Origin of the sequence: Dactylosporangium sp. NPDC050588, assembly GCF_040654975.1 — a bacterium.
GTDB classification, from domain to species: domain Bacteria; phylum Actinomycetota; class Actinomycetes; order Mycobacteriales; family Micromonosporaceae; genus Dactylosporangium; species Dactylosporangium maewongense.
In genome coordinates, this window is sequence record NZ_JBFAJA010000083.1 from 16,999 (window position 1) to 31,491 (window position 14,493).

Genomic DNA, 14,493 nt, shown 5'->3' on the forward strand with positions numbered 1-14,493 from the left:
GAGGAGTTGACCGTGACCAGCAGGCCCGACCCGCTGTCGGTACAGCGGCGGCAAGCCCTCATCGACGACTTCGTCGCGACCGTGTTCGACGGTGTGACCGACCCCGACGGCGCGGTGGTGGCCGAATGGATGCGGGAGCTGCCCACCGACCTCGCGGACGACGGCGCGTGGCAGGAGCTCGCCGGACTCGTCGCCGACACCGCGTTCCGGCGCAAGGTCCGCACGATGGTGCTGAGCGACCCGCGGCTGGAGTTCGGGTTGAACATCCGGCCGCTCGTCCTGGAGCATGCCGGCGGCGCCGTCGAGCGCGGGGTCGCCGCCGGCTCGCCCGAGGCGCGCGCGATCGTGCACCGGATCGTCCCGGCCGACCTGCCCGCCGACGAGACGGCCGCGTTCGTCCGGTGGCTGGAGCTGGTCGCCGACCCCCGGGTCGAGCGCTACTGGCAGCTGCTCGCCGTCCTGCACGGCACCGACCCGGGACCGCCGGCCGTGCCGGCCTACGCCTGGCTGCTCGACGCGCTGCGGGCCGTCAGCCCAGCAGGTCGAGGGTCCGCCGGATGAGCAGCGCCGTCGCCTCAGGGTCGTAGGTCGGCAGGGAGCTGTCGGCGAAGTAGTGCTGATCGCCCGGGTACAGGAACAGCTCGCCGTCCTTCGCCTGGGCGACCAGGTCGCGGGCGGCGTCGATGTCCCCCTCGCCGACGAAGATCGGGTCGGCGTCCATCCCGTGCACCTGGACCGGCACGTCGGCGGGCCAGACGGGGCCGAACTCGGTGACCGGCACGCACGAGTGGCACAGCAGCGCGCCGCGGGCGCCGGGGCGGGTCTGCGCCAGCATCTGCGCGGGCAGCACGCCGAGGGAGAAGCCGGCGTAGACGATCTCGGCCGGCAGGTCCGCGACCGCCCGCGCGCCGCGGTCCAGGATCTCGCCGGGGAAGCCGAGCTCGGTGGCGTATGCCAGGCCCGCCTCGATGCTGTCGAAGGTGCGCCCGTCCAACAGGTCGGGGGTGTGCACCGTGTGTCCGGCCCGGCGCAGCGCGTCGGCGAACGCGACGACGCCCGCCGTCAGCCCCTGTGCGTGGTGGAACAGGACAACCTCAGCCATACCTCCACCATATGCGCTGCTACCCGGCCCACGGGTGGCAGGGCAAGGCATGCGTCGACGTCGAATGGTGTACTGGTCGTACCGACATCATGATCGATCGGCGTGAGGTGAGGAGCGGGGCATGCGGTGGTTCCGGCGCAAGGCGGCCGGCAGGGCTGTCCTGGTCGACCCGGCACGGCAGGAGGCGCTGCTGGCCGACGTCCGGCAGCGGTACGGACCGCACGTGGCAGGCGGATGGCAGCAGCAGGCGGCCTCGCTGGCGCAGGTGTTCGCCGGCGACGACGGGCTGTCGGTGGCGACCCGGATCGTGCACGACACGGCCGAGCACGCCTACGCCGACGTGCAGGCGCAGGTCCGCGGGCACCGCGTGGACCGGCGCGACTACCGGGCGCTGTACCGGCAGATGGGGCCGCACCTGCGGTACCGCCTGACGGAGCTGCCGACGGGGCTGTTCCCGTACGTGCACCTGGCGGCGGCGCTGACGGCCGTCGAGGCCGACGCCAAGCGGGCCATGGTGCTGACCGACCCCAACCTGCTGCTGGTGCACACGCTGGAGCTGCTTGACCTCACCGTGTCCGGCTGGGAGTACGGCCGGGTCCCGGCCACCGCCGACGCCGCCCGTCTCGTGTCGCTGCTCATCGCCGCCGCGACCCGGATGCGCCTGACCGAGGACGACCCGCCGGCGCTGCCACCGGGCATCCGCGAGGTGATGCGCAGCAACCGCAGCACGGACGTGTACGACCACGCCGGCACGCTGGTCGGCACCATCAACGTGGGCGCGGAGACCCGCCGGTCGTTCCTGATCTGACGGCGGTTGACCTTACCCCTGGGGAAGGGCACATCCTGGCGTGCGGCGGCGGGAGGCACCCGCCGGGAGCGGAGACGGCCATCATGGAGATCCAGCTGCGTGACGTGCCTGAGCTGCACGTGGTGACGGAGGTGCGCACGGTCGGCCGGGCGGAGCTGGAGGCGTGGCTGCCGGGCGCGATGGCGCGGGTCGCGAAGCGCGCGCGGACTGCCGGCGGCCTGCTCGGCACCGCGGACTGGCCGTTCCTGGAGCGGTCCGGCCGCCCTGACGAGCCGGTCTTCGTCACCGTCTACGGCGGCAACCCCAACGACGCGCCGACCCCGGTCGAGGTCTGCGCGACCGTCGCGTCCGGCGGCGACCGCACGCTCGCCGCGCACCGCGAGGCGTACGCGCGGGTCACCAGGTCCGACGTGACCAGCGGTGCTCTCGGCGGGGTGTACGAGGCCGTCGAGCGGTGGATCGCCGGCAAGGGCCTCACGATCGCCGGCGCGCCCCGCGAGACGTACTGGACCGACTTCTCTGCCGCCGCGCCCGGCGACGAGGTCTTCGACGTCGCGTTCCCGGTGGCCTGACCCCCGTCACGCGTCTGCGGTGCTGACCTGGCCGTTGCCGGCGGGATCGGTGAACGAGACACCCGTTCGGCCGGGCGGTCGATGCTGCACGGTGAGCTCCTTCCCCCGATGGCGGCGCGCCGGGGTAGCCGGCGCGTCCGGTCCAATCGCGTGCGGGCCTCAGGATCACCGCCCCCACGGGACGCCCGCGGCTCGGTATCGTGGGCGCCTCGAGCCTTCCCGACGCCATTGCCGACGGTCTCGACGCGCCGGCGCGGAGGCGGGCGATCGCCCTGTTCGCGCTCGGGATGAGCCGGCAGCAGTACCAGGAGCTGCACGCGCGCCTGGACGGCGGGGACATCGACGAGCGGCACGACGGGCTGTTCGTCGATGTCGTGCGGCGGGACGTCGCCGCAGTGGAGCGGGCGCTCGGGGACAGCGGGCTGCGGGGGCGGGCGCTGTCGGCGGCGATCCGCCTGCCCGTGTCCGACGCGGCGCTGCGACGGCTCGCCCTGACCACGCCGTTTTCGACCAGGCGGCAGGTGTACGCGGTGCTCCGCCGCTCCGGACCGCGCGGGCTCGCCGGGTCGCTGCTGCCGGAGGTGCCCGAACGCGACCGGCCGCTGCTGCTGGCGGCCTGCGCCGCCGGGGTCGTCGAGCGGTGGCTGCCGGCGCTGCCGGTGACGATCGACGACCTGCGCCGGCTCGCCAGGACGGCACCGGTCGCGGTCGCGCGGCGGCTCGCCGAGGACGGCCACACGGACGGCCGGCGGCGCTGGTCGCCGGGGCGGGCCGACGTCGAGGCGGCGGTGCGTCGGGATCCGGCGGCGGCCGCGATCGTCGCGGAAGGGCTGCGCTGGCACGATCGCGGCACCCCGGACGCCGTGGCCGCCGCGCTGCGGGCGGGCCAGTTCTGGTCGGTCGAGCCGCGGCCGCACGGGCCGGGCCGGCTGCCCCGCCGCGCCCGCCGGACCGTCCGCGCGCTGCCGGCGGCCGACCTGGCGGGACTCGCCCGTCACACCGACGGCGACGGCCGCGCCGCGCTGCTCGACCCGCTCCCTCCCGCCCGCCGGCGGGCCGCCCTCGAAGCATGACCCCCCGACGACCAGGCGCTCACGCCGGAGCTGTGCGTGCTGCCGTTCGCCGACCGGGTGGCCGTGGCGCGGGACCGCCTGGCGCGGCGCCCCGAGGATCCCGAGATGCTCGCGCTGCCGTACGCGGAGGTGCGCGACACGCTGCTCGCCCTGACCCGCAGCCACCGCGCCGGGCAGCGGGAGGCGGGCTGGCTGGCCCTGCTGCGCAGCGCGATGCTCGACCCGGACGGGGCCGCGTTCGCCGACGCGATCGGCCGGGCCGGCCGCGCCTGGACCGACCAGCACGAGGTGCAGCGGAAGGTGCTGGACCGGCTCGCCGCGGCGCCCGCCCGCAACGTGGACGCGGTGCCGGTGCCGCTCGTCGCCGCCGTCGTGCACGCCACGCTCACCCGGCCCGACGGCGCGCCCCGCTCCCGGCAGCACCTCGACGACTGGCTCGGCCGGACGCTGGCGGTGGCGCTCGCCGCGGCGAACCGCCCGGACGCCGGCGCCGCGACCGTCGACCGGGCCGCCGAGGTGTTCCGGCAGTACGCCCGCACGGTGCGCGGCCTCGGCCGGTGGCACGACGCGCCGTGCCTGCGCCCGCCCGTCCGCGCCGCGGTGTCGTGCCTCGCCGGCCGCCGCGACCTCGACGACCGGACGCTGCTCGGGGTCGCCGCGCAGCTCGGCCCCGACCTCGACGCGCTGCCGGGCCTGCGCGACCGGCTCCACGGCATCGTCCTTCGTGGTGCGGATGCGGAGTCGGTACGGGAGGCGGCGCGCCTCTGGGTCGGCGGCGCCCCCGCGGACCGGGCCGAACGGCTGCGGGCGCTGCTGCCGCACGACCCGGCGCTCGCCCGCGAGCCGGAGATCGCCCGGCTGCTCACCACCCGGCACACGGACCTGCTCGACCTGCCGGAGGTGCGCTCACTGCGCCCGCTCGTCCCGGCGACCCCGGCGGCGCTGCGGGCCTGGCGTCCGGCGCAGCGGCGCTGGTTCCGGCAGGCCTTCGCCGACCTCCTCGACCCGACCGCCCCGCCACCCGACCTCGCACTGTGGGACCACCTGCTCGCCGCCACCGCCGACCGTCCACATCGGATCGACCCCTACACCTGGCGGGCCCTGCACGACCACGCGGACCCGACCCGCTTCCCCGCCGTCCTCACCCACCTGGAGCGCCACACCGGCCTCACCGCGACCCTGCTGTGGCTGCGCCTCGCCACCATCCAGGGCACGTGGACCGCCCTCCAGCTGCACCGCCTCGACACGCTGCGCCACCACCCCGACCCCGACATCCGCGAGGCCGCCCACGACGTCCGCCCGGCACCCCGCTGATCAGGAGGCGGCGACAGAGCGCCGCTCGGAGCCTCGGTCAGGCCGGCCGGCGAGGCTGTCTGCGCGACCACGATGGTTCGGCGACCGCGTCGATGATCGGCTGGTCGGCCGGGCTCGTGGTGGCGACCGTGATGGAGAACAGGTCACCGTCGTCGGACATGGCGACGGCAAGCGTGCGGTCACGACGGAAGAACTGCAGGAACGTCGCCGGCCACCGCCACCGCGTCGACGCGACGCAGGTCATCCGGGATCGCAGCCGGTCGACGTCCTGTGCAGTGCCGCGCGCTCTCGAGGCGCCGAACGGTGCCCCCAACGCCGCGTCGAACATCCAGTACGCCTCCAGGAACGCCGAGAGGCGCGGAGCGAGCGGTTGCCACGGCTCGTCCTCGTCCGACCGGTCGTACACGGGCGGGTCGCTTCCCTGCGTGCCGGTCGCCCAGGCCCAGTCGCCGAACTGCTCCTCCATGAACACCAAGCGGCCCGACTCGACGCGCAACTCCTCGGGAGCCAGAAACCTGTTCTGGTCGATCACCGGCACGGCCCACCGGCACGCGGCCGCATACCAGACATCCAGGGTCGCGACGCCGGTCGTGGCGGCACGGCGGTCGTCCGTTGGCTGATCGGGTGGTCCGTGCCACCAGGTGAACCACTGCTCGATGCGGTTCGCCTGTTGCGCAGTCACGCCGGCAGCGTATGTCAGCCCGGGTCGGCGCCGATCACGACGCCCGGCAGTTCACACCAGATCGAGGACCTGGGTCTCGAGCTTCGTCCCGATCGCTTTCACCGTCAGCAGCCGGGCTCCGTCCGGCGAGGCCGACAACAGTCGATACGACGGTGAGCAGCACCTACCGCCGCAGCGCCGCGAGCCGCTCCAACTCCCCGACCAGCGAATGTCAGAAGGTGTACGGGGTGTCGTACGCCGGCAGGAGGACCCGGGTGCGCGGGGAAGCCTCGCGGATCGCGGCGACGAACGCGTCGAGCTTGGCCGCGTCGCCGGCGGCGACCGACGGCGGGTTGCGCAGCGGGGTCTCGAAGTTGTCCCAGTGCACGGGCACGACGACCCGCGGGTGGTCCAGCGCCGCCAGCAGCCGGCGGGTGTAGTCGTGCACGACGCCGGCCGACGGCAGCGCGACCATCGCCACGTCGGGAGCGAGGCCGTTCAGGTTGCGTTCGACGAAGTCGCTGCCGCCCATGAAGAAGAGCTTCGGGCCGCCGGCGATCGTCACCTGGTACGCGAGGGTGTCGCCCTCGGGCAGGTCGCCGATCGTCCGCGGCGCCGCAGGAGGCGTGAGCCGCACGCCTGGGAACGCGAGGGAGTAGGCCGCGTTGCGGCTGTGCAGCGACGCGACCACCTCGACGGTGTAGTCGCCGAAGTCGAGGTGCTCGCCGCCCTTGACCGGGACGGCCTGGCCGCTCGGCACGCCCGAGGCGAGCGCGAGGTGGTAGGCGGTGAGGGTGCCGAGGATCCGCGCCCCCGGGACGGTCTTCGCGATGTGCGGCACGTCGTTGAAGTGGTCCCAGTGGGTGTGGGTGACGAGCACCGTCTCCGCCGCGCCGATCCGCGAGCCGATCGCGTCGGCGTCGACCCGCAGCGGCGTCGCCGGGTCGAACGCGCCGGTGAACAGGCCGGTCGGGAAGCGGGTCAGGTACGGGTCGACGAGCACCGTGCGCCCGTTGACGTCGATGCGCCAGCCGGAGGTGCCGAACCACCGCAGCGTCGCGGTGGCGGTCCGGGCCGCGGGGGCGGCGACCGCGGGCCCCGCCGCGGCGACCCCGGTGGCGGCGACCCCGGTGGCGACGGCGGTACGGATGAGGGCGCGGCGGTTCAGATCACGTGTTTCGGACATGACGCCCACCCAAGCACCGGCGCGGCCGGGCTGTCCAAGACCAGCCCGCCGCACCGCCCATACGCGACTGGATATCAGCGCTGGTCACGAAGCATGCCGACGGCTACGGCCGCGGCGCGGCCGAGTGCGGTGTCCACGTCGATGCGGGGCGTGCGGCCGCCCCCGTCGACGAACACGGCCACCGCGTAACGCCCGCCGTCCGGGTACTCCACGACACCGATCTCCATCGCGAGCCCCGGCAGCGTGCCGGTCTTGCCGGCCACCCGTACCGGCGCCGGAAACCCCGACCGGAGCCTCGTCCACGACATCTGACGGCCCATCAGCTCCCGGACCGCGGCACACGCCGCGGGCGGTCCCGCCTCGTCCCGCCAGAGCATGCCGAGCAGCCGGGTCAGCTCCTCCGGCGTGCTCGACGTCGTGCGCCGCGGGTCGAACACGCGCAGCGCCGCCACCCGCTCCGGCGGCAGCGTCGGGAACAGCCGCGCGAACTCCGCGTCGTCGCGGGCCCCGATGTCGGCGAACATCGACTCCAGCATCTGCCGCGGGCCGCCGACGACCCGCGTGCGGTCCAGGCCGAGCTCCGCGGCGAGCAGCGCCAGCAGGTCCGGGCCGCCCAGCCGGTGCAGCAGCACGTCGGCGGCGGTGTTGTCGCTGATGGAGATGGCGAAGTACGCGAGGTCCCGCAGCGACAGCTCGACGTCGTCGGCGCACCCGGCGGTGCCCCAGCCGCCGAAGCGGTCGCCGGCACCGACGACGACGCGCTCGGCCGGGTCGAGCGCCCCCGAAGCGACCTGCCGGGCGAACTCGAGGACCAGCAGCACCTTGACGATCGACGACAGCACGACCTGCTCGCCGGCGCGGACCCCGACCGTGCGGCCCGAGTCGATGTCGCGCGCGTGCAGCCGGCCCCGCACCCCGGCGGCGGCGAAGGTCTCCTCGATCAACATAGGGTCAGCCTATGGCCGACCTGTCCAGGCATCTGCGGTACTTCCTCGTCGTCGCCGAGGAGCTGCACTTCAGCCGGGCCGCCGAGGTGCTCGGCATCGCCCAGCCGCCGCTCAGCCAGGCGATGCGCCGGCTGGAGCGCGAGCTGGGCGTCACGCTCTTCGACCGGCTGCCGCGCGGCACCGAGCTCACCGACGCCGGCCGCGCCCTGCGCGACGAGGCGGTCCAGTTCCTGGCGGCCGAACGGCGGCTGCGGGCGCTCATGCACAGCATCCGCGACGGCGACCTCGGCACGCTGCGCGCCGGCGTGCCCCCGGAGACGCCGGCGGCCGCGCTCGGCGAGCTGCTGCGCCGCCTCGGCGAGCAGGCGCCCGGCGTCGACGTCGACCTGCAGGAGCTCACCACCGCCGAGCAGCTCGACCTGCTCGCCGCCGCCCGGCTCGACGTCGGCCTCGTCCACCACCCGGTCGACGCCGCCGACCTGCGCCGCGGCCCGGTCACCCGGGTCCGCCTCGGCGTGGTGCTGCCGCGGGTCTCGCCGCTGGCCCGGCTCACCGAGGTCACCGCGGGGCAGCTCGCCGGGCAGGGACTCGTCGTGTTTCCCCGGGCGACGGCGCCCACCTGGTACGACACCCTCCTCGGTCAATGCCGTGACCTCGGCTTCGTGCCGTCGCGGGTGCGGCACGCCCGCAACCCCGAGTTCCTGTGCGGGCTCGTCCTCGCCGGCCTCGGGGTGGGCCTGGAGCGCGAGGACGCCGTGCGCCGCGAACCCCGCGTCGCGTGGCGCCCGCTCGCCGGGGACCCGCTGTGGCAGGAGACGTCGGCGGTGTGGCCGCGCCGCGCCCCGCACCCGGCCGCCGCCCGGTTCGGCGAGCTGGCCGGCGCCGTGCTGCGCCCCCGCGCCGACGGCCCCGGCCGCATCCTCGGCTCGCCCGGCCCGTGGTCGGTGGTGTTCGACAAGGCGAACACGCCGGCCCTCGACCCGTAGCCGCGGACCCCGGACACGCACTGCTGCGCCGAGCTCAACCTGGGCAGGATCGGGCGCTACCACGACCGCCGGAACCCGCCCGCGGAGCTGCACGTCGAGCACTGCCGGCTACAGTAACGCCGCGCGCCACGGGTGCGCCGCGAGCAGGGCGGCCAGCGTCCGCCGCTGCGACTCGCCCAGCAGGGGCAGCACCGCGTCGAAGTCCGCCTGGTCCTTCGGGCGTGGCTCCTTGGCCTTGAACAGCAGCACCAGCTCCGGGATCAGGTACGGGACGCCGTCCGCGGTGCGCCGGATGATGTCGCGGTACGGGTAGCGGACCGTCTCGTCCCGCCGGTAGATCCAGGTGTCGCCGTCGTGCGGCTCGCGGAAGACGTCGAGCAGGTAGTCGCCGGTCGCCGGGTCGCGCAGCCAGGTCTGCCGCGTGGCGTCCAGGGCCGGCTGGTCCGCGTCCTGCCAGATGTGACCGCCGCCGACCGCGTCGAACACGAGGCCGGGGAAGCGGAGCTCGGCGAACCGCCCGGCGGGCACGCCGATCTCGATGTCGTGGTGCTCCCGGGTCTGCTCGCCGCGGAACAGGTCGAGGGCCCAGCCGCCCGCCACGTACCAGGGCAGCGTGACCCCGGTCAGGCGGCGGGCCACCTCGGCCGGGGTCCAGCAGCGCGCCCAGCGGTCCGGGGTCACTTCTCCATGCTGAGCGGCGACGGCAGGAACCGCGGGCCCGCGTACGCCGTGAGCGCCTGGGCCACCTCGGCGGCGGTGTGCACGGTCTCGTCGACCGCCAGCAGGACGATCGACGGGCGACCGTCGGCCTGGTTGCCGTAGTCCGTCTTCGCGCCCAGGTCGACGCCGGGCGCCGGGGTCAGCACGAGGCGGTGCGTGCGGGTGTCGCTGCCGGGGTTGACGTACGGCTCGAGGAACACGGCGTCGATCGCGCCCCACGGCACGAGCCGGTTGATGCCGGCCACCTTCAGCTGCAGCCCCGCCTCGCCGATGACCACCGGGTCCGGCCGGAACGCCTCCCGCAGCTGCCAGAGCGAGAACAGGATCGCGATCCCACCCAGGATCAGCAGCGCCGTCGAGCCCAGGTTGACGAACACGAGCACGGTCAGCTCGACGCCGGTCTGCGACAGCCAGATGACCGTGCACCCGGCGAGGAAGTACAGCGCGAGCAGCCAGAACTTGGGGCGGTGGTACTGCAGCGTCATCATGTCTCCGTGCGAGCGAGATCCTCGAAAGCGGCGCCAGTCTCGCACAAACCGCCCCACCGCGATGCCCCGCGACGTCAGTGGGGGAAGGCGCGGGGGATGCGGGCGGTGGCGAGCTCGTCGCGGAAGGCCTGGATGCGGGTGATCACCTGGCGGCGGCCGATCGTGTGCTCGATGCGGTCGAGGTACAGGCAGCGCGCGGCGAGCGTGTCGAGGTCGACGGTGAAGTAGACGGCCATCAGCGGGTTGACGAACAGGGCGCCGCCGGAGGTGCGGTGGGTGAAGCGGACGTCGCCGAACTCGCCGGCGGTGGCGGCGGCGATCTGGCCCTGCACGATGCTGGGCCGGTCGGGTGTGGCGGCCTGGGCGGCGGCGACGGCGTCGCGGTACAGGACCGCCTCCCGGCCGGCACCCGGGATGGACAGCGCGCCGAGATAGCCGCCGTCGCGGTCGAGCGCGGCGAGGTTCTCCAGCACCTGCACGTGGTTGACGCCGTCGTGCGCGTCGATGCCGAAGCCGAGGCTGGTCACCAGCTTGACCGGCACGTCGAGGCCGGCGACGGCCGCGACGCTGGTGATGTCCTCGACCGGGGTGCCGAGGTCGCTCTCGTCGCCGCACAGCAGGATGTCGGTGCCGCCGTCGACCAGCACCACCGCGTCGATGTCGAGGTGCTCGACGAGGTGCCGGTAGCCGTCCCGCAGGGTCTGCACGCCGAGCGGCGGGAACGCGTACACGGTCGGTGGCAGGTCGTGCGCCGCCAGCCAGCGGGCGAGGGCGCGTTCGGGGAAGTACCAGTCGGGGCTCTCCGTGTCCGGCCGCACCGCCACGACCTGCTCCGTCATCCACGCGGCCCGGTCGACGAGCTCCAGCTGCGAGAACGACAGGCTGGCCAGGTGCACCCGCGTCCCACCCTCCCAGAGGGCGAGGGCGAGCGGCAGCCCGGCGTACACGTCGAACCCACCACCCGCCCCGGCGACGAGCACGTTGCGCGCCGGCGCGAGCGCGCCGAACAGCGGCGGCACGGCCAGCGAGAAGGACACCGCGTCGGCGTTGGTCACCAACTCATGATCGACCATGCTGCCCGCCGGGCAGACCCCGCGGCGAGCCGCTCGGGACTGCGGGACGCCTCCGCTGCCATCTTCGCGCGAGCGGCGTCATGCCGTCGCGACTCAGCACTCGAACACCGACCAGCAGATGTCGTTGCGCAGCCGCTGGTCGTCGAGGACGAGCTCGCGGACGGCGTCCGGCAGCTGGTCCCGCTGCCACCGGCACTCCCGTCGCGCCGCCGCGTCGCCGGTGCCGGCGGGTGCGGCCGCCCGCGCGGCCTTGATGGCGTAGGCGGCCGCGCCGAGCTCGTGCGCAGCCACGTGGGCGACGACCGCGGCCTGCCCGGCGGCGTACGCGGCGTGCCGCGCGGCACCGCGCAGGTCCCGGGCCGCGCCCATCGCGTGCCCGCCCGCCGCCCGGGCCTCCATCATCTTCACCTCGCCCCGCACCCACGCCCGGGCGGCCTCGATCGCCCGGCGCGGCCGGAGGTCCCCCGGCCGGGCCGCCTCGAAGTGGCCGAGCACGTGCTCCGCGCACACGGCGGCCCACAGCGCGAGCAGGTGGTGGTCGTCGTCGGTGAGCGTCCCGCCGCGCCGGATCGTGATGAAGCGGGGGTCCCGGATCTTCGGCAGGATCATGCGGCGTTCCCACGGTTCATGCCTGTCAACCGTACCGTTGAACCGCCGGTTGAGACTTCAGCTCATCCGCGCCGCATCACGTCGGGTCGTGGCGGCGTGGAGTACCTGATCAGTGCGTCGATGCCCCAGCCGCCCAGGAACGACAGCCAGGCCAGGGGCACACCGAGGAGGCCGTCGTACCAGAACAGCCAGCCGCCCGCGCCCGCCCCGGTCACGAACGCCTCGCGGTAGCCGGGGATCGGCAGCAGCACGTCGATCAGCACGTACGCGACGCCGACCAGGATCGACATGACCGGGGTGCGCACCAGCCACGCGTACAGCCAGGCCGGCCCGGCGGACACACCCACCATCACCACGAAGAATCCGGGCGCGTCGCCGCGCAGGATCGTCATCCCGGCGGTCGGCAGCGCGATCCCGATGGTGGCGGCGAGCGCGACTCCGCACCTCACCCACGCCCAGCGGCTCATCCGCAGCACGATAACCGTATCGTGCTGCGGATGCGCCCCAGCCTGATCGCCGAGTCCCGCGTCGGGGCGGCGTCCGGCCAGGTCGGGCCCGTGGCCGGCGGCGGCTGGCTGGTCACCGACCCGGACGACGACGCCACGCACCTCCTCGACCGGCGACTGCGCGTCAGGGCGACCGTCGGCGGCGGCTGCGGCGTGGTGTCCAGCGACGGCACCCGCATCGGCACCGTCACCGACGGCGTCGTCACGGTCGAGGACCTGCGCGGCCGGCAGGTGTGGCGGAAGGCCCTCGAGGGCGTCACCGAATGTCACCTGGACGGGCGCGGCGTCCTGTGGACCCTGGCCGGCGACCGGCTCGGCGCGCGGGAGACGGCCACCGGACGCCTGATCGGCGCGGCCCTCCTCGGTGTCCACCCCGGCTGGTCCACCTGGATCGACGACCCACGCGGCGACTGGACCGGTCTCGCCGGCGACCGTAGCTGGCTGGCCCGCCCCACGACCGCCGGCATCGTGGTCCGGGCGGTGCCCGATGTGACGCTCACCGACCTGCACCGCACGGCACCCAGGTACCTGGCGAGCGCCCGCGACGGGACCCGCCTCACGGTCCGGGACGTCGCCACGAACGCCGTCGCGGCCGACAAGCCCACGGACCCGGGCGCGTACCTGCTCGCGTCCGCCGTGGTCGGCGAGGCGCTGGTGCTTGCCGCGTACAACCTGGACGACCACGAGACGGAGCTGGAGCGGCACCTGCTGCTGTCGGCGGCCACGCTGCGCGTGCGCTCGGTCGTCGAGTATCCGGCGCCGCAACGCGACGTCCGCCGGTCGGCGGAGCCCGGCACGTGGCTGACGAGGGACGGCGAAGGGCTCCGCCTGTGGCGGCTCGACGGCCTGCTCGACGACGACCCGCTCCCGGGGCAGCAGGCGCTGTTCTGAAGCGACCCGGAGGCCGGTGCGGGGTTGATGATCCACTCCTGCTGTCAATGCACGACATTCGAGGAGCAGGGGGCGGGGGCTGGCGCTGGAGCTGGCCGTCGGCTACCAGCAGGGCGTGGTCACGATGTCGGCACCGGCCGGGCAGCACGCGACGCCCTGCGCTCAGGTCGACCGGAAGTAGCCGGCGCCGCACGGTACCGTCGCGGGATGATGGATGAGATCCGCCGCCTCGCCGCCGAAGTCGACACCACGGCGCTGTGCGACGTCGGCGACGACGTGCGGGTCATGTCGCCCGCGCTGCGCTGCCGGTCGGCGAATCCCGTCCTGTGCGGCCCGGCGGTCACGGTCCGGTGCCGGGACGACTTCTTCGGCGTGATCCAGGCGATCGAGCTCGCGTCGGCGGGTGATGTACTGGTGGTCGACGGCGGCGAGACCGCCCTCGCCGGTGAGCTGTTCGCACGGGTCGCGCTGGGCAAGGGCCTGGCCGGGATCGTCGTCGACGGCGGCTACCGTGACCTGCGGTTCGTGTCCGGGTGCCGGCTGCCCGTCTACAGCCGGCACGTCACCCCGAAGGCCGGCACCACGACGAAGCCCGGCATCCTGGGCGCCACGGTCAGCTGCGGCGGCGTGCCCGTCCACCCCGGCGACATCGTCATCGCCGACCACGACGGCATCGTGGTGCTCGACCCGGCCGTCGCCGTCGCCCGCCTCACCGCCGCCGCGCAGGTGATGGCGACCGAGGCGCAGGTCGCGGAGCGCCTCGCCGCCGGCGCCGCCCTCGCCGACGTGCTCAACACCGCGGAGCACGCGGACCGCCTGACCCGCGGCGAGCCGTCACGGCTGCGGTTCACCCTCTGACGGCAGGCGCGGCACCATGCCGACGCCGTACGCTCCCACCTCGACGAACCCGTGCCGGCGGCAGAACCGGCGGGCGCGGTGGTCGCCGACGACCCGGCCAGGAACGCCGTCAACACCTCGCCGGTGAGCCGGGACGGGTCGGGTCGGCGGCGAGCGCCGGCGGCGTCAGGCGGACGGCACGAACCGTAGGGCCGCGGTCGCACCCGACGGGTCGAGGACGAGGCCGGTGGTGTCGGTGAACTCCGCGAGCCGGGCGAGCGCGTCGGCCGGCGCCGTGACGCCCGGCAGCGCCACGAGCAGGCCGGCGAAGGTGAGCGTGGCGTCGGCGTGGACGGGGTCGACGCCCAGGCGGTCGGCGTCGCCGGACAGGGACACCGCCGCTCGCAGCGACGGCCCGTCCTGCTCGCCCAGCCGGAGGTCGACGGCCTCGAACCGGTGGTGGATGTAGTGGTAGACGCTCGCCTCGGCGGGCTCCCCGAACGCGGCGCTCGCCAGGTGCAGCCCGCCCGTCCGGCGCCAGCTGTCCGCCGGCGCCGGCATCCACTCGACGGCCAGGCTGAGCGGGCTGAAGTCGTCATCGTCGGGCACGTCCTCGAACCGGAAGTCGAAGCACCAGGTCAGGCGCGGCGGTAGGGCCTGGTTCGCGAACAGCAGCCCGTGCCACCGGCCGCCCTCCACGGGGACGAAGTCGAGCACGGC

Annotated in this window: 18 protein-coding genes; 8 read left to right on the forward strand and 10 right to left on the reverse strand. The window is 74.8% G+C overall.

The window, feature by feature from the left end; all coding sequences use genetic code 11:
• The first annotated feature begins 12 nt into the window (after window positions 1-12).
• Window positions 13-561, forward strand: a complete 549-nt coding sequence (locus AB0I21_RS43510) for a hypothetical protein (RefSeq protein ID WP_360569658.1) — start codon at window positions 13-15, stop codon at window positions 559-561.
• Here the strand turns inward: AB0I21_RS43510 and AB0I21_RS43515 are convergent.
• On the reverse strand, window positions 530-1,102 hold the full coding sequence (locus AB0I21_RS43515; RefSeq protein ID WP_360569660.1) for a dienelactone hydrolase family protein: 573 nt from the start codon (window positions 1,100-1,102) through the stop codon (window positions 530-532). The two genes, AB0I21_RS43510 and AB0I21_RS43515, sit on opposite strands and share 32 nt — an antisense overlap.
• A gap of 121 nt (window positions 1,103-1,223) precedes the next feature.
• Here AB0I21_RS43515 and AB0I21_RS43520 point away from each other — a divergent pair, with 121 nt between their 5' ends.
• The 4 genes from AB0I21_RS43520 to AB0I21_RS43535 all read left to right on the forward strand — a co-directional run bounded on the left by AB0I21_RS43520 (window position 1,224) and on the right by AB0I21_RS43535 (window position 4,869).
• Window positions 1,224-1,910: a hypothetical protein gene (locus AB0I21_RS43520; protein ID WP_360569662.1), complete on the forward strand. Its 687-nt coding sequence runs from the start codon at window positions 1,224-1,226 to the stop codon at window positions 1,908-1,910.
• An 83-nt stretch (window positions 1,911-1,993) separates the two neighbouring features.
• The gene (locus tag AB0I21_RS43525; protein ID WP_360569664.1) at window positions 1,994-2,482 is read left to right on the forward strand and encodes a GyrI-like domain-containing protein; all 489 of its coding nucleotides are present in this window, start codon (window positions 1,994-1,996) and stop codon (window positions 2,480-2,482) included.
• Window positions 2,483-2,682: 200 nt separating this feature from the next.
• Window positions 2,683-3,555, forward strand: coding sequence for a hypothetical protein (locus AB0I21_RS43530; protein ID WP_360569666.1), 873 nt, complete (start codon window positions 2,683-2,685; stop codon window positions 3,553-3,555).
• Window positions 3,556-3,591: 36 nt separating this feature from the next.
• On the forward strand, window positions 3,592-4,869 hold the full coding sequence (locus AB0I21_RS43535) for a hypothetical protein (protein WP_360569668.1): 1,278 nt from the start codon (window positions 3,592-3,594) through the stop codon (window positions 4,867-4,869).
• A gap of 37 nt (window positions 4,870-4,906) precedes the next feature.
• Here the strand turns inward: AB0I21_RS43535 and AB0I21_RS43540 are convergent, their stop codons facing one another.
• The 3 genes from AB0I21_RS43540 to AB0I21_RS43550 form a co-directional block, all read right to left on the reverse strand.
• Window positions 4,907-5,551, reverse strand: coding sequence for a hypothetical protein (locus tag AB0I21_RS43540; protein ID WP_360569670.1), 645 nt, complete (start codon window positions 5,549-5,551; stop codon window positions 4,907-4,909).
• Between the two features lie 211 nt (window positions 5,552-5,762).
• Window positions 5,763-6,716 carry an MBL fold metallo-hydrolase gene (locus AB0I21_RS43545; protein ID WP_360569672.1) on the reverse strand — a complete coding sequence of 318 codons (954 nt, stop codon included), beginning with the start codon at window positions 6,714-6,716 and terminating at the stop codon, window positions 5,763-5,765.
• 74 nt (window positions 6,717-6,790) lie between these two features.
• Window positions 6,791-7,663, reverse strand: coding sequence for a serine hydrolase (locus AB0I21_RS43550; RefSeq protein WP_360569674.1), 873 nt, complete (start codon window positions 7,661-7,663; stop codon window positions 6,791-6,793).
• An 11-nt stretch (window positions 7,664-7,674) separates the two neighbouring features.
• Here AB0I21_RS43550 and AB0I21_RS43555 point away from each other — a divergent pair, with 11 nt between their 5' ends.
• Window positions 7,675-8,649: a LysR family transcriptional regulator gene (locus AB0I21_RS43555; RefSeq protein WP_360569676.1), complete on the forward strand. Its 975-nt coding sequence runs from the start codon at window positions 7,675-7,677 to the stop codon at window positions 8,647-8,649.
• Window positions 8,650-8,757: 108 nt separating this feature from the next.
• Here AB0I21_RS43555 and AB0I21_RS43560 read toward each other — a convergent pair whose 3' ends face one another.
• The 5 genes from AB0I21_RS43560 to AB0I21_RS43580 form a co-directional block, all read right to left on the reverse strand.
• Window positions 8,758-9,330, reverse strand: coding sequence for a hypothetical protein (locus AB0I21_RS43560; RefSeq protein ID WP_360569678.1), 573 nt, complete (start codon window positions 9,328-9,330; stop codon window positions 8,758-8,760).
• Window positions 9,327-9,854 (reverse strand): hypothetical protein, encoded by a 528-nt coding sequence (locus AB0I21_RS43565; protein ID WP_360569680.1) that lies wholly within the window; start codon window positions 9,852-9,854, stop codon window positions 9,327-9,329. Before AB0I21_RS43565 ends, AB0I21_RS43560 begins: the two co-directional genes overlap by 4 nt.
• Window positions 9,855-9,931: 77 nt before the next feature.
• Window positions 9,932-10,912 carry a DUF1152 domain-containing protein gene (locus AB0I21_RS43570; protein WP_360569682.1) on the reverse strand — a complete coding sequence of 327 codons (981 nt, stop codon included), beginning with the start codon at window positions 10,910-10,912 and terminating at the stop codon, window positions 9,932-9,934.
• 111 nt (window positions 10,913-11,023) lie between these two features.
• Window positions 11,024-11,539, reverse strand: a complete 516-nt coding sequence (locus tag AB0I21_RS43575) for a putative immunity protein (protein WP_360569684.1) — start codon at window positions 11,537-11,539, stop codon at window positions 11,024-11,026.
• 62 nt (window positions 11,540-11,601) lie between these two features.
• Window positions 11,602-12,006, reverse strand: coding sequence for a hypothetical protein (locus AB0I21_RS43580; protein ID WP_360569686.1), 405 nt, complete (start codon window positions 12,004-12,006; stop codon window positions 11,602-11,604).
• Between the two features lie 30 nt (window positions 12,007-12,036).
• On the opposite strand from AB0I21_RS43580, the gene AB0I21_RS43585 reads away from it, so the two are divergent.
• Both AB0I21_RS43585 and AB0I21_RS43590 read left to right on the forward strand, forming a co-directional pair.
• Window positions 12,037-12,936 (forward strand): hypothetical protein, encoded by a 900-nt coding sequence (locus tag AB0I21_RS43585; RefSeq protein ID WP_360569688.1) that lies wholly within the window; start codon window positions 12,037-12,039, stop codon window positions 12,934-12,936.
• A gap of 207 nt (window positions 12,937-13,143) precedes the next feature.
• The gene (locus AB0I21_RS43590) at window positions 13,144-13,794 is read left to right on the forward strand and encodes an RraA family protein (RefSeq protein WP_360569690.1); all 651 of its coding nucleotides are present in this window, start codon (window positions 13,144-13,146) and stop codon (window positions 13,792-13,794) included.
• A 165-nt stretch (window positions 13,795-13,959) separates the two neighbouring features.
• Here the strand turns inward: AB0I21_RS43590 and AB0I21_RS43595 are convergent, their stop codons facing one another.
• Window positions 13,960-14,490 (reverse strand): hypothetical protein, encoded by a 531-nt coding sequence (locus AB0I21_RS43595; RefSeq protein ID WP_360569692.1) that lies wholly within the window; start codon window positions 14,488-14,490, stop codon window positions 13,960-13,962.
• Window positions 14,491-14,493: the final 3 nt, after the last annotated feature.